Consider the following 13496-nt stretch of genomic DNA (forward strand, 5'->3'; position numbering starts at 1 on the left):
GGTCAAAGGAGGGTCGCGACGCCTCGAAGGCGCGGTATCCTCCGGCGGTCTGCGGAAGGGACGACATGAACGCCGAGAAGAGACAGAGCTCGAGGGTGCTCGTCGTGGACGACGAGGCGAGCGCGCGCTCGGGGCTGGAGAAGCTCTTGCGACAGGAGGGCTACGCGGTCGACGCGGCGGCCGACGGCGCCGAGGCGCTCGAGATCGCGGCGGAGCGGCCGCCGGACGTGGTCGTCACCGACCTGAAGATGCCGAGGATGGACGGGATGGCGCTGCTCGGGAGGCTGCGCGAGCAGGATCCGTCGCTGCCGGTGATCGTCGTGACGGCGTTCGGGGACGTGACCTCGGCGGTGCAGGCGATGCGGGCGGGGGCCGAGGACTACCTGACGAAGCCTGTCGATTTCGACGCGCTGCTGCTCTCGATCGAGCGGGCGCAGGAGCGGAGCGCGCTCCGGGTCGAGGCGGAGAACCTGCGCCGGCAGCTCCGGGAGCGCGAGGGCGAGGGCGTGGAGGGGCTCATCGGGGCGAGCCCGGCGATGCAGAAGGTCTACCGGATGGCCCGGCAGGTGGCGGGCGCGCGGGCGACGGTGCTCATCACCGGCGAGAGCGGCACCGGCAAGGGCGAGCTCGCGCGCGCCATCCACGCGAAGGGGCCGCGCGCGAAGGCGCCGTTCGTGACGCTGCACTGCGCGGCGCTCGCGGAGTCGCTCCTGGAGAGCGAGCTGTTCGGCCACGAGCGCGGGGCGTTCACCGGCGCGGACAGGCGGCGCGTCGGGCGCTTCGAGCAGGCGCACGGGGGGACGCTGTTCCTCGACGAGGTCGGCGAGATCGCGCCCGCGACGCAGGTGAAGCTGCTCCGGGTGCTCCAGGAGAGGGCGTTCGAGCGCGTCGGCGGGAACGAGACCGTGTCGGTCGACGTGCGGCTCATCGCGGCGACGAACCGCGATCTGGCGGCGGCGGTGCAGGAGGGGCAGTTCCGGGAGGACCTCTACTACCGGCTCAACGTCGTCCACATCGACATGCCGCCGCTGCGCGTGCGGGACACGGACGTGCTGCTCCTGGCGAACCATTTTCTGCGGCGGTTCGCCGCCGAAAACCATCGTAAAATCGAGGGGTTCACCGATCAGGCGCGGGCGAAGCTGGTGGCGCACCGGTGGCCGGGGAACGTGCGCGAGCTCGAGAACGCGATCGAGCGGGCCGTCGTGCTGTGCGACGACACGCAGATCGACGCGGACCACCTCCCGATCGACGCGGCGCCGGTCGCCAAGGGGGCGCTGCGGATCCCGGGCGCGACCATGGCGGAGATCGAGCGGTACGCGATCCTGTCGACGCTCGAGGCGACGAACGGGTCGACGACGCGCGCGGCCGAGCTCCTCGACATCAGCATACGGACCATCCAGTACCGGCTGCACGAATACGGGATGTCGGCGAAGTCGAAGAAGGCGTCTGCCGCGGACTGAGGCGCTCGCCGAGGGACGTCAGACCACGTCGTGCATCCAGCCGTGCGTGTCGGGGGCGAGGCCGTGCTGGATGTTGAGCAGCGCCTCGCGGAAGCGCGCCGCCACAGGGCCGGTCTCGTTGTTGTGAATGGCGAAGGTGCCCTCCCGGGACTTCACCGCGCCGATGGGCGTGATCACCGCGGCCGTGCCGCACGCGAAGGCCTCGGTCATGCGGCCCTCGCGCACCGCAGAGCGCCACTCGTCGAAGGTGACCTTGCGCTCCTCCGCGGCATAGCCGAAATCACGGGCGAGCTGGATGATGCTGTCGCGGGTGATGCCAGGGAGGAGCGTGCCTGTCAGCTCGGGCGTCACCACCACCGTGCGGCCACCCTCCTGGTAGACGAAGAAGATGTTCATTCCGCCCATCTCCTCGACATACCGGCGATGGACGGCATCGAGCCAGACCACCTGCGCGCAGCCCTCCGCCGCGGCGTTCATCTGCGCGAGCAGGCTCGCCGCGTAGTTGCCGGCGAACTTGGCCGCGCCCGTGCCGCCAGGCGCCGCCCTGACGAAATCCTCGGAGATCCAGACCGTCACGGGCTTCACGCCCTGGGGGAAATACGCGCCCGCAGGAGACGCGATCACCAGGAAATCGTAGTCGCGTGACGACCGCACCCCGAGCGCCGCCTCGGTCGCGAACATCAGCGGTCGAATATACAGGCTCTCGCCCACCGCCGCGGGCACCCACGCGCGATCCTGGCGGATCAGGGCGTCGACACAGCCCACGAAGAGCCCGACCGGCATCTCGGGCATCGCCAGCCGGCGGGCAGAGCTGTTGAAGCGGTGCGCGTTCGCCTCCGGCCGGAACGTCTTGATGCGCCCGTCCGGCTGGCGGTACGCCTTGAACCCCTCGAAGATCGCCTGACCGTAGTGCAGCACCATCGCCGCCGGATCCAGCGTGATCGGCGCGTACGGCCTGAGCTGGCCCCTGAGCCAGCCGCCCCTGTCCGCGGAGTACGAGATCGCCACCATGTGCTCGGTGAACACGCGCCCGAAGCCAGGGCTCTGCATGCGCTGCGCGCGCTCCGCGTCGCCGAGAGGGTGCTGCGTGGGGAGGATCTCCAGATCGACCTTCGTGGCGGGCGCGCTATCGGTGCTCATCGTGCTCGACTTCCGCGACGGACAGCGGCCTACCGGCGCAGGGGCGCCGACGCTGCGCTCGTCGTGCGGCATTTTTCAGAAGAATCCTGGCGGGATGCAAGCACTTTCTCGCAGAAGAGGCGCGCCGGCGCGGGGGCTGTTCCATCCGGAGCGCGTTCGCGAAAATTGTGCAATCCGCGCGCGCCGACCGCGCGTTCCGACCGATCGATGCGATTGCGGACGATGGCTCCGCCCGAGCTCGCCTCACCGGCGGCTCACCGCACGAGAGCGGCCGGTCGTCACCCCCTCAGATAAGGGTTTCTGTCGCGCTCCTCACCGATCGTCGTGGAAGGGCCGTGTCCGGTCACGACCCGGGTCGACGGGTCGAGCGTGAGCAGCTTGCCCCGGATCGAGGAGAAGATCGCCTGCGAGTCGCCTCCCCACAGGTCGGTCCTGCCGATGCCGCGCCGGAACAGGGTGTCCCCCGTGAACGCCACCGCGCCCGCCTGCGCCTCGACCAGGAACGACACGCTGCCGGGCGTGTGCCCCGGCGTGTGGAGCACGTGGAGATCGAGCCCGCCCGCCTTCACCACCGCGCCGTCGTTCAGGTCGCCGTCGATCTCGCACCGCTCCGGCGTCGCGATGCCGAGGAACACCGCCTGCTCCGGGAGCATGTCGTACAGGAAGCGATCGGCCTCGTGGATGCGCGCGGCGGCGCCCGACCAGCGCTGGAGCGGCGCCGTGGCGCCGACGTGATCGATATGGGTGTGCGTGTGGACGATGGCCGCGACCTTCGCCCCGGCCCGCTCGAGGCGGGCGCGGATCGCGTCGAAGTCGCCCCCGGGATCGATGACCACCGCGCCCTTGCTGGCAGGGTCGACGAGGATCGAGCAGTTGCAGCCCAGCGGACCGACGGGAAACGTCTCGAGCAGCACGGGGCGAGCTTGTAGCACGCCCCGGCCGGGTACCGCATTCGGCGGGCGCGCCTATTTCGGGGCGCTCTCGATGGTGCCGTTCGAGCCGAGCCCGTTCGTCCAGTAGACGCGCTCCGCGTCGAGCGCGATGCCGTAAGGCGACGCCTCGCGCGCGACGAACGCCCCGATGATGCCGTTCGGCCATATCTTGATGATGTTCACCGACTCGGGGTCGGTGACGTAAACGCCGGTCCTGTCGGCGGCGATGCCCCGCGGGTTGGGCAGCCCGGTCAGGAGCGCCGTGACCTCCCCCTGCCCGCCGACCTTGGGCGCGCGCACCACGGTGCCCGTCCTGCTGGTCGTCCAGTAGACGTGGCTCCCGTCGAGCGCGATCTCGCGCACCTGGCCCTGGAGGGTCGCGATCGTGGTGAACGGCCCCTCGCCCGTGGAGTCCTTGCGCGCGGCCATGACGCGGCCGTCCGTCTCGTCCTCGTCCTGGGGGAGGACGGTCCAGTAAACATGGGTGTCGTCGACGACGACCCCGTGGGGCGACCCCCCGCCGCTCCAGATCTTGACGAACGGGCCGTTGCCGTTCCCGTCCTTTCGAGCGCGGACCACGGCGCCGCCGCCCTCGCGGTTGGTCCAGTAGACGAACTCGTCGTCGAGCGCGACGCCGAAGGGCGCGGTCTGCGCCGCGGCGAGGGCGGACGGCGCCTCGTCGCCCCCGCGCCGCCACCGCATCACCGCGCCGGTGTACGGGTCGCGCCGCCCCTGGCTGACCCAGAAGACGTACGTGTCGTCGGCCTTGATGCCCGCCGGGTCGACCTCATCGGACGCGATGACGCTCGCCTCGTCGGTCTCGTGCGACCACTGCATGACCATGCCTTCATCGCCGTTGGTCCAGAACAGGTCGCCGCCGGCAACGGCGATGTACACCGGATCCCGCTGGCCCGTGGCGTGGGTCCTCGTGGAGACGCAGGTCCCCTCCTGGCAGCTCCCGCGGCACGCGACGGGACAGGTGCCGCAGTGCAGGGCGTCGCCCATCACGTTCACCTCGCAGCCGTTCTCGGCGTCCGCGTCGCAGTCGACGTAGGTGTCTCCGCAGACCGGAGGATCCACGATGACAGGGCCCTCGCCTCCGGCCCCGCCCGTGCCCGCGCCCACGCCATTCCCGCCGCCCTCGCCCGGCGCGCCCCCGCCACCGCCCTCGCCCGGCGCGCCGCCCTCGCCCCCGCCTGACGACGTCACGCTGCCGGGCCCGGCCCCCCCGCTGGCAAAGAGGCTCGACGCATCAGGGGCGGAGCAAGCTGCCACGGCAAATCCGGAGAAGAGCGCGAGGAGAACGGTGCGACGCATTGTGCTCTGCATGGAAACCTCCACCGATACAGGCTACACGAGGCCGTCGAGAAAACGCATCTGCGAACTTGACGAGTCGCGCATGCGCCGTTCGTCCGCGCACGACAGGCGCGGATGTGGGGTGTTCCTGGCAGATCGGCGGGACCGCTCAGCGCGCGTCCGCCGGCGCCGGATCGCGGCGACGTCGCGGGATCTGCCGAGAGGTGGTCGCGCGCGCTGGAGGCGGGCGGCGGACGACGCGCGATGGGGGCGAAGGCGCGACTCCGCATCTCGGACGGCGCGACTCTGCACCTCGCCGGACAGCGCCTCTCCGTCACGCTGCCGCGCGCGGCGCGGCTCACGCGCGTTCCGAGAGCTCCAGCCTCTGCGCTCGCGGACGCTCGCTCGCGGTGCTCACGAGCTCGCATCCGTCCCGGGGCGCAACGGTGGCGATGGCGCTGGACCCGGAGGGGCGCTACCCTCGGGCGCCGGGTGTCTGAGCGCACGTTGTCAGCCAGGGTGGAATCGCCGCTCCGCCGCGAGGCGCCTCGCGGGCACGGCGTGGTGCTGCGCGCCCTGCGCCGCGCTGGTGCGCCCGACGCGCGAGCGCGCGCGCTGAGGCCCGGAGGCGTGACCTCATGAGCGGGCCCATGTTCATCGCGGGGGGCCAGGCGAGCGACGCGGCGCGGGAGCGGGCGCTGGCGCTCGTCGGGCGCACGCTCTTGCACCGGTACCGCATCGAGGAGCTCGTGGCGATGGGCGGCATCGCCGCCGTCTTCAGGGCCAAGAAGCTCGCGACCGGCGAGGACGTGGCCGTGAAGGTGCTCCACCCGGACGCCGAGGAGCTGCCGGAGCTCATCGAGCGCTTCGAGCGCGAGGCCATCGCGGGCCGTCACATCTTCCACCCCAACGTCGCCGCGGTCTACGAGATCAACCAGCTCGACGACGGCGCGTGGTTCATGGTGATGGAGTTCATCCGCGGCACCACGCTGCGCAAGCTCATCGACAAGGGGCCCGTCCCGCCCGTCCGCGCCGCGAACATCGCGCGACAGCTCGCGACCGCGCTGAACGCGGCGCACGATTTCGGGATCATCCACCGGGACGTGAAGCCGCTCAACATCATGGTGCTCGACGGGCCGGAGGAGCGCGTCCAGCTCATCGATTTCGGCCTCGCCAAGGTGCCGGTCGAGCAGTTCTCGTTCACCACCGACGACGGCTCGCGCCGCTCGCTGACGAACGCCGGGGTGCTGCTCGGCACGGTGGCGTACATGGCGCCCGAGGCGGCGCTCGGCATGCGCTCGGTCGACAGGCGCGCCGACCTCTACGCGCTCGGCGTGATCCTCTACGAGATGCTCGCGGGCAAGCACCCCTTCACGGCGGTCGAGCCCTCGGCGCTCTTCGCGCAGCACCGATCGGCCGTGCCGGCGCCGATCGCCGAGCGCACCCCGGGCGTCGTCGTCCCGCCCGCGCTCGAGGCGGTCGTGATGCGCCTGCTCGCGAAGGATCCGGACGACCGCTTCCCCCACGCGCGCGCCGTGGTCGTGGCGCTCGACGCCGCGCTCCAGAAGATGAGCGGGCCGGAGCAGCTGAGCATCGCCGCGCCGGCCAGCCTCAAGGCCGCGGCCAGCTTCCTCGAGCGGCGGACGTCGCGCGCCGTGATCACCGGCGCGGGCATCCTGTTCTTCACGCTGGGGAGCGTGATCGCCTGGCTGCTCGTGTCGCGGTGAGCGCGGCGCGATAGGAGAGGGCCGCGGCGACCTACTCGCAGAGGCCCACGGGGAGCCCGGCGATCGAGGAGCTGTCGACGCACTTCCTGCCGCCCGGGCACGGGCGGGCGCGATCGCCGCTCGGGTCGCAGAGGTCCTTGCATGTGCCCGATCGCTCGTCGCACACGCTGCCGGGCGCGCAGGAGAAGAGGGCGTCGCACGGCTGCCCGCCCGAGCCCGCGCCCGCGTACCAGCACGACGTCGCGCCGTTGCCCAGGAACACGCACGCGGCGCCGTTCTCGCAGTCCTGCGCGAAGAGGTCGCAGCCGTCGCCCGCCGCGCAGGAGCCGCCGGTCGGCGAGCCGCCGTCGTAGAGGCACGCGCTCCCCGGCCCGCACGCCGAGGGGCCGTCGCAGGTCGCGGCGCAGCGCTGATCCGGGCTGCACGACAGCGCGTCGCCGCACTCGGGCGCGGCGAGGCACGTCTCGCCGGGGCCGGCGCCGGTGCGCGGCTGCCGCGCGAGGCTCGCGCCGCGGGGCAGCGCGAGCGCGTCCCGATCGAGGAGGACACCCGCTCTGTAGACGCGCGAGACCCGCTCGAGCGCGCGGACGTCGGCGAGCGGATCGCCGTCGACCACGAGCACGTCCGCGAGCGCCCCTTCCTCGATGCGCCCGAGATCGGGCCGCCCGAGCACGTCCGCGGCCGCGCGCGTGGCGGCGACGAGCGCGTCGATCGGCGGCATCCCGGCCTCGACGAGGAGCGCGACCTCGCGGGGCAGGGCGAGCCCGTGGAAGACCGCCGGGTTGCCCGCGTCGGTGCCGGTGGCGACGGTGACCCCGGCCTGGTGCAAGGTGGCGAGGTTCGCGATCGCCCGGTCGCGCAACCCCTTCACGATCTCGCGGTACCCGGCTGTCGTCATGTCCGCGAGCAACGACGGGTCGCGCAGGGCGGCGATGACGTCGGCCGGCACGTCGTCGCGCAGGGCGGGGTCGTCGAGCCCGTCGAGCGCGCCGTGGGCGACGCGGTACAGGCCGTCCATCACGGAGAGCGTCGGGACGACGACGGCCCCCGCCGCGGCCATCCGCGACGCGAGCTCGGACGAGATGAGGTCCTGATCGGGCAGGTGCGCGAAGAGCGTCACGCCGGCGTCGAGCGCGACCTCGATGTCTTCGGCCTCCGCCACGTGAGCGATGACGCGGACGCCCGCGGCCCCGGCGGCCTGCGCGATCGACGCGACGGCGTCGGGCGAGAGGCGCGGGAGCGGCCGCGATCCGCCGGACTCGAGGACGATCTTGATGAAGTCCGGTGCGCCCGGGAGGAGCGCCTCGAAGGCCCCGGCGACGTCGGCGGGAGAATCGATGAAGAGGCAGAAATCGCCGGGCGGGCTGCCGTGATAGCAGGGGTGCCCGCCCGTCGCGGTGAGCAGCGGCCCGGCCGCGAAGAGCTGCGGCGCGAGGACCTCGCCGGCGCGAGCGCGCGCGCGCTGCTCGAAGATGACGCGCTGGGGCGAGCCGAGGTCGAGGTACGAGGTGACGCCCGAGCGGAGCATCGCCTTCGTGTGGTCCTCGAGGTGGAGGTCGCCATCGTGATAGGCGTAAGGCCCGGCGGCGCTCAGCGAGTGGACGTGGAGGTCGATGAGGCCGGGGAGCATCGTCTTTCCGGAGACGTCCACGACCTCGCCGCCCACGACCTCGACGTCGTCGCGCTCGTCGAAGGCGACCTGCTTCACCCTGTCCCCCTCGATCACCACCGTCGCCCTGCCCGCGCGCGCGCCGTCGAAGACCGTACCTCCCCTCAGCACGGTGCAGCCCGAACACCCCACCTCGACGAGGGCGTGAGGCGCGGAGCGCTCGGGGGCGCCGCACCCTGCGAGCGACGTTGACGAAGCAAGGAGAAAGAAAGGGAGACCACCTATCGCAAGCCCGAGCGAAGTACGATGCATGACACTCCTTTGCTGATGAGCGATGAGCGCTCACGAGGGAGGCGGGCCCGGTACCGGAGAGGGCGACGAAAGGCAATTCAATGAGGCCGCGCTCACGGCGCGATGGATGCGCGCGCGCATGGCGCCGCGTTGTCCAGGGTTGTTCGGGTCGCGCAGAAACGGCGCGCCGACCCGGATCGCGTCGGGAGGGCGATATCGAGCCTCTCCCCTGCCTCGCGGCGCCCCGGGTGATTCAGGGCCGAAAGGAGAGCCGCGAGCGCCGGGACGAGCGAGAGAGAAGGCGCGCGAGCGCGCCGCCGCGGGGCGCTCGCGCCGCCGGCGCCGGACCGCCGTGGATGACATGAAATGGCGTCAATGTTCTCGCCGTCGACTCATCGATCGTCGAATTGCCAAGGGTCTTTGCGAGCCCCACTTACCACTGGGAGGTTCTATCATGAGTGGTTCGAACGACGGGAATGATGCGCCGAAGGTCCTGGATCTCTCCGTGAAGGAGCTGCGCAGCGCGATCGACGAGCTGTCGGGCAGGCTGGAGGCAATAGAAATAGCGAATCGGTCCAGCCGCATTTGCGGCGGCTGTCACGGCTGCGGCTGTCACCGTCCTTGCCACGGCTGCGGCTGCCACGGCTGCGGCTGTCACCGTCCTTGCCACGGCTGCGGCTGTCACGGCTGCGGCTGTCACCGTCCTTGTCACGGATGCGGCTGCCGCTAGGCCCGGACCAGCGGTGAACGAGGGATCCCGGGAGGGCGAGGAGCGCGGAGGATCTCCGCGGCGGTTTCCCGTCTTCCTGGGATCGCTCCTCATCGCGCCAGGTGGCGTGGCGGTCGACCATGACGTGATTCTCCCCCTCGCTCCCCGGCGCATCGATCCTCGAGCGCCAGCATCGAAGCTCTTTGACGAACGAGGAGCGCGGACAGGCGGAGACGCCGCCGCCCCGCCCATCCCTGGAGATCTCGCGTGGCCATCCAACTGCCCAGCTCACCGGTCGCCAGTTCACAGCTCGAGGGGACCGCCCTTCCTGCGCGGGAGGGAGAGCGCGAGAAGCTCGCGCGATCGCGTGTCCTCGTCGTGGGGCTCGAGCCGTGGGGGGCCGTCGCGGCCGTGGAGCTCGCGTCGGCGGGCGTCGGCGCGCTCCACGTCCTCGACGACAGGAGCGTCACGACGGACGATCTCGGCCCCTTCGCCGAGGCGGATCTCGGGAAAGAGCGCGCGATTTCCCTCTCCCTCGCGCTGTCGCGGCTCGCTCCCCGGTGCGCTGTCACCGCGGGGGCGCTCGTCGCCGCCGCGGACGGCCCCCTCGTCCAGGAAGACACCGCCTGGGATCTCGTCCTCACCTGCGTCTCGAGCGACGATCTCCTCGTCCTCCAGAGCGCCGCGCGGTTCGCCCACGCCGCCTCGCTCCTCTCTCTGAGCGCGCACCTCGACGGGCTCGAGGCGGTGATCGGCCCGGCCGTCGTGCCCGGCGAGACCGCGTGCTGGAACTGCTGCCGTCTCCGGAGGCTCGCGACGAGCCGGGAGCCCGACGCCGATCACGCGCTCCAGGCGTCGCTCCTCGCCGAGCGCCCGGGCCCCCGCGCGCGCACGTACCTCGCGCCGATGCCGGCGCTCCTCGGCCACGCCGTCGCGCTCGCGGCCGTCGATCTGCTCGTGCGCCGGAGCGCGTCGCCGCTCGCGGGGCGCCTCGTGATCCAGGACCTGATCGGGCTGGAGGCGTCGTTCCACGCCGTCCTGCAGATGCCCTGGTGCGCGATCTGCGGCGGCGCGGCCGCCGCCCTGCGCGCGGGGGCGGCGCGCCGGGGCCCGAGCGCGCCGCTGAACGCCGCGCGCGACGCCGCGGAGCTCCGGCGGCTCCTGGCCGGCGTCGTCGACCCGCGGACCGGCATCGTCCACGAGCTCAGGCTGGCCGCGCTGAGCCCGGCGCTCGCGCCCGAGGCGCCGGTCGTCGCCACCGCGCTGCTCAGCAACTACACCGAGGGCGGGCGCCACGGCCCCCACCGCTGCCAGGAGCCGGAGATCGGCACCGGGAAGGGCGTCACGGCCGTCGAGGCCCTGATCAGGGCGACCGGCGAGGCGGTCGAGCGCTACGGATCCAGCCGCGTCGACCACGGCGCGCTCCTCCGCGCCTCGGTCGCCGAGATGAAGGGCGACTTCATCGCTCCGGAGCGGCTCTGTCTCTATGACGACGCGCAGTACGCGCGCCCCGACTTCCCCTATACCCGGATCGATCCGACCACGCCGATCGACTGGGTCCTCGGTCGCTGGCTGGACACCCGCGCGCCCGTGTACGTCCCGGCGCTCGCGGCCTATTACAGCTACTGCGCCGGACCCGAGGCGCACTTCTGCCAGGTGACCTCGAACGGGCTCGCCGCCGGCCCGACGCTCGAGGCGGCGTCGATGAAGGCCGCGCTCGAGCTCATCGAGCGCGACACGTACATGATCTCATGGCTCGCCCGCCGGCCGGGGCGGCGGATCTTGCCCGACGACGCGATCGAGCCCGAGGTGCACGAGATCGCCCGGCAGATCGAGGAGCGCGGCGCCCGGATCGAGCTGTATCTCCTCGACGCGGGCGTCGCGGTCCCCGTGGTGATGTGCGTGGGGTACGGCGACGGAGAGCGCTGGCCCGGGGCGGTTGTCTCGATCGCCGCCCACCTGAGCCCCCTCACCGCGATCAAGAAAGCCATCCTGGAGCAGGGCCAGATCGGGAGTTATGCGTTCCGCCTCATGACGGGCGAGATGCCCGCCGTCCCGGAGCGACCGGAGGACGTGCGCACGCTCGACGATCACGCGACGTACTATGTCCCCCGGAGCCGCGCCGCGGCCTTCGCCTTCCTCCGCCAGGGCGGCACGGTGACCGCCGCCGAGCTCGAGGAGCCCGAGGACACCTCGCTGTCCGAGCTCACCCGGCGCGTGACGGCCGCGGGGCTGCGCATCGCCATCGTCGACGTGACGTCGCCCGATCTCGCGGCGACGCCGTTCCGCGTCGCGCGGGCCGTGGGGCCCGACTTCCAGCAGATCCATTTCGGCCACGAGCTGGCGCAGCTCGGCAATCCGCGCCTCCGGTCCATGGCGCCCCGCGGGATCAACCCGGACCCTCACCCGATGGCCTGAGCGAGGAGACCATGGCAAGGAGCAAAGAGACGGACGTCGCGCGGCTCTATCACCTCCAGTCGTCCCACGTGAGGTCGCGGACGCCGGAGCCGGCGTTCGGCGCGGATCTCCAGCCGCTCGGCTTCCGCACCTACGCCGGATCGGCGCGAACGCCGCTGCCCGGGCGCGATTTCGCCATCGACGCCCCGCTCGGCGACGTGCTGGAGCGGCGCCGGTCGATCCGCGAGTTCGCCCTCAGGCCGATGCCCCTGGAGACGCTCGGGCGGCTCCTTCACGCGAGCTACGGCGTCCGCGGCGCGCGGAAGGTCGACGGAGAGTGGGGCTGCGATCGCCCGACGCCCTCGGCCGGCGGGCTGTACCCGCTCGAGATCTACGTGGCGACGCAGGCCGTGGAGGATCTCCCGGATGGCCTCTACCACTACGACGCGCGCGCGCACGAGCTCGAGCTCCGCCGGGGAGGCCTCGCGCACGCGGCGCTCACGGATCTGACGCTCGATCAGACGATGGTCCTGAGCACCAACGTCGTGGTCATCATCACGGCGGTCCCGTTCCGCACCATGTGGAAGTACGGCCAGCGCGGCTATCGCTTCCTGTGGCTCGACGCGGGGCACGTCGGCCAGAACCTCTATCTCGTCGCGACGGCGATGGGCCTCGGCCCGGTGGCGATCGGCGGCTTCTACGACGATGAGCTCAAGGCCTTCCTGGCGCTCCCGGCCGAGGAGGACGCCATGTACGTCGTCTGCATCGGTCAGCCCGGTCCGGCAGAGGGCCCGGCAGGGCCGCCGCGCGGTTGAACACGGAGCGTCGGAGAGCACCATGTCCAGAATTCGACTCAGCCGCTCGGCCAGCATCACGCCCACGGACGCGGGGGTCATCCTCCGATCCGATCTCGGCACCTTCCAGATCACCGGCGCGGACGTGAGCGCGTTCCTCGAGCGGATGGCGCCGCTGCTCGACGGGTCGCGCGATCGCGAGGCGATCGTCGAGGCGCTCGCCGACTACTCGCGAGAGAGCGTGACCGCGTTCCTCGATCTGCTCGAGGCGCGCGGCCTCGTCGAGCCGGCGCCCGACGCGGCGGAGCCCGCGGACCGCGAGCGCCTCCGCGGGCAGGCCGAGTTCCTCCGCAGGTGGTCGACGGCCCCGCAGCAGGCGGCGCAGCGGCTGGCGAGCGCGCGCGTGCTCGTCGTGGGCCTCGATCCCTGGGGCGCGGCGGCGGCCCTCGCGCTCGCCGCGGCGGGGATCTCCGCGCTGCGCCTGATCGACGACGGCGCGGTCGGCCCGCGCGACGCGGCGGTGCTCCGGGAGCGCGGCCAGGCGGCGCTCGGCGCGCCCCGCCGCGGCGCCGTGGCGGCGCTGATCCGCGAGCGCGCGCCGCGGTGCCGCGTGGACGAGAGCCCCGCCGCGGCGCTCGACGCGGGGGACCTCCTCTCGCCGGAGGGGCGGCCTCACCTCGTCGTCGCGGCGGCGCGCGGCGACGACGCGGAGCTCCTGTCGCGCGTCGCGCGGTTCGGCCACCGCGCGCAGGTCGCCTCGCTCTTCGCGCACCTCGCGGGGACGACGGCCGTCCTCGGCCCCCTCGTGATCCCGGGGAAGACGGCGTGCCGGGTCTGCGCGGCGGCCGAGGCGCTCAACCCGCCGCTCGCGGCGCGCGCCCCGGCCATCGAGCGCGGGTCGCCGCCCCACGCGGGCGCCATGGCGCAGATGCTCGGCCACCTCGCGGCGATGGAGGCGCTCAAGGTGCTCTCCGGGTACACGCCGTCGAGGCTCGGGGGCCGGGTGCTGATCCAGGACCTCTCGACGTTCGAGACGTCGCACCACGCGCTGGTGAGGCTGCCCTGGTGCGGCGTGTGCGGCGAGGGGTGACGCGGGCGCGGAGGTGCTCTAACCTGCGGCCGTGAAGAGGGCTCGCCCCCA

The 13496-nt window shown here is 72.5% G+C and carries 9 protein-coding genes; 5 read left to right on the forward strand and 4 right to left on the reverse strand.

Annotated features, from left to right (window positions below; all coding sequences use genetic code 11):
• The first annotated feature begins 65 nt into the window (after positions 1-65).
• The gene (locus tag WME76_RS28995; RefSeq protein ID WP_437955504.1) at positions 66-1460 is read left to right on the forward strand and encodes a sigma-54-dependent transcriptional regulator; all 1395 of its coding nucleotides are present in this window, start codon (positions 66-68) and stop codon (positions 1458-1460) included.
• 18 nt (positions 1461-1478) lie between these two features.
• On the opposite strand, the gene WME76_RS29000 is transcribed toward WME76_RS28995, so the two are convergent.
• The 3 genes from WME76_RS29000 to WME76_RS29010 form a co-directional block, all read right to left on the reverse strand.
• On the reverse strand, positions 1479-2600 hold the full coding sequence (locus WME76_RS29000) for a branched-chain amino acid aminotransferase (protein ID WP_437955505.1): 1122 nt from the start codon (positions 2598-2600) through the stop codon (positions 1479-1481).
• A gap of 278 nt (positions 2601-2878) precedes the next feature.
• Complete coding sequence (locus WME76_RS29005) at positions 2879-3514, reverse strand: MBL fold metallo-hydrolase (protein ID WP_437955506.1); 636 nt, start codon at positions 3512-3514, stop codon at positions 2879-2881.
• A 51-nt stretch (positions 3515-3565) separates the two neighbouring features.
• Positions 3566-4849 (reverse strand): hypothetical protein, encoded by a 1284-nt coding sequence (locus WME76_RS29010; protein ID WP_437955507.1) that lies wholly within the window; start codon positions 4847-4849, stop codon positions 3566-3568.
• Positions 4850-5466: 617 nt separating this feature from the next.
• On the opposite strand from WME76_RS29010, the gene WME76_RS29015 reads away from it, so the two are divergent.
• A complete protein-coding gene (locus WME76_RS29015) occupies positions 5467-6555 on the forward strand; it encodes a serine/threonine-protein kinase (protein ID WP_437955508.1) in 1089 nt (362 codons plus the stop codon).
• A 31-nt stretch (positions 6556-6586) separates the two neighbouring features.
• Here the strand turns inward: WME76_RS29015 and WME76_RS29020 are convergent, their stop codons facing one another.
• On the reverse strand, positions 6587-8476 hold the full coding sequence (locus WME76_RS29020; protein WP_437955509.1) for an amidohydrolase family protein: 1890 nt from the start codon (positions 8474-8476) through the stop codon (positions 6587-6589).
• Positions 8477-9431: 955 nt separating this feature from the next.
• On the opposite strand from WME76_RS29020, the gene WME76_RS29025 reads away from it, so the two are divergent.
• Genes WME76_RS29025 through WME76_RS29035 form a run of 3 tightly spaced genes read left to right on the forward strand, consistent with a single transcriptional unit; the run spans position 9432 to position 13445 of the window.
• Positions 9432-11582, forward strand: a complete 2151-nt coding sequence (locus WME76_RS29025) for a TOMM precursor leader peptide-binding protein (RefSeq protein WP_437955510.1) — start codon at positions 9432-9434, stop codon at positions 11580-11582.
• 11 nt (positions 11583-11593) lie between these two features.
• Entirely contained in the window at positions 11594-12376 is a 783-nt protein-coding gene (locus WME76_RS29030; protein ID WP_437955511.1) for a SagB/ThcOx family dehydrogenase, read from the forward strand.
• 22 nt (positions 12377-12398) lie between these two features.
• Positions 12399-13445, forward strand: a complete 1047-nt coding sequence (locus WME76_RS29035; protein ID WP_437955512.1) for a TOMM precursor leader peptide-binding protein — start codon at positions 12399-12401, stop codon at positions 13443-13445.
• The last annotated feature ends 51 nt before the right edge of the window (positions 13446-13496 follow it).

The organism is Sorangium sp. So ce119, assembly GCF_051524405.1.
GTDB lineage: Bacteria > Myxococcota_A > Polyangia > Polyangiales > Polyangiaceae > Sorangium > Sorangium cellulosum_G.

Bases quoted from the DNA above. Each gene is read 5' to 3' on its own strand.
- WME76_RS29020 (WP_437955509.1), bottom strand. From the start codon at position 8,476: ATGCATCGTACTTCGCTCGGGCTTGCGATAGGTGGTCTCCCTTTCTTT.
- WME76_RS29030 (WP_437955511.1), top strand. From the start codon at position 11,594: ATGGCAAGGAGCAAAGAGACGGACGTCGCGCGGCTCTATCACCTCCAG.
- WME76_RS29010 (WP_437955507.1), bottom strand. From the start codon at position 4,849: ATGCGTCGCACCGTTCTCCTCGCGCTCTTCTCCGGATTTGCCGTGGCA.
- WME76_RS29015 (WP_437955508.1), top strand. From the start codon at position 5,467: ATGAGCGGGCCCATGTTCATCGCGGGGGGCCAGGCGAGCGACGCGGCG.
- WME76_RS29035 (WP_437955512.1), top strand. From the start codon at position 12,399: ATGTCCAGAATTCGACTCAGCCGCTCGGCCAGCATCACGCCCACGGAC.
- WME76_RS29000 (WP_437955505.1), bottom strand. From the start codon at position 2,600: ATGAGCACCGATAGCGCGCCCGCCACGAAGGTCGATCTGGAGATCCTC.
- WME76_RS28995 (WP_437955504.1), top strand. From the start codon at position 66: ATGAACGCCGAGAAGAGACAGAGCTCGAGGGTGCTCGTCGTGGACGAC.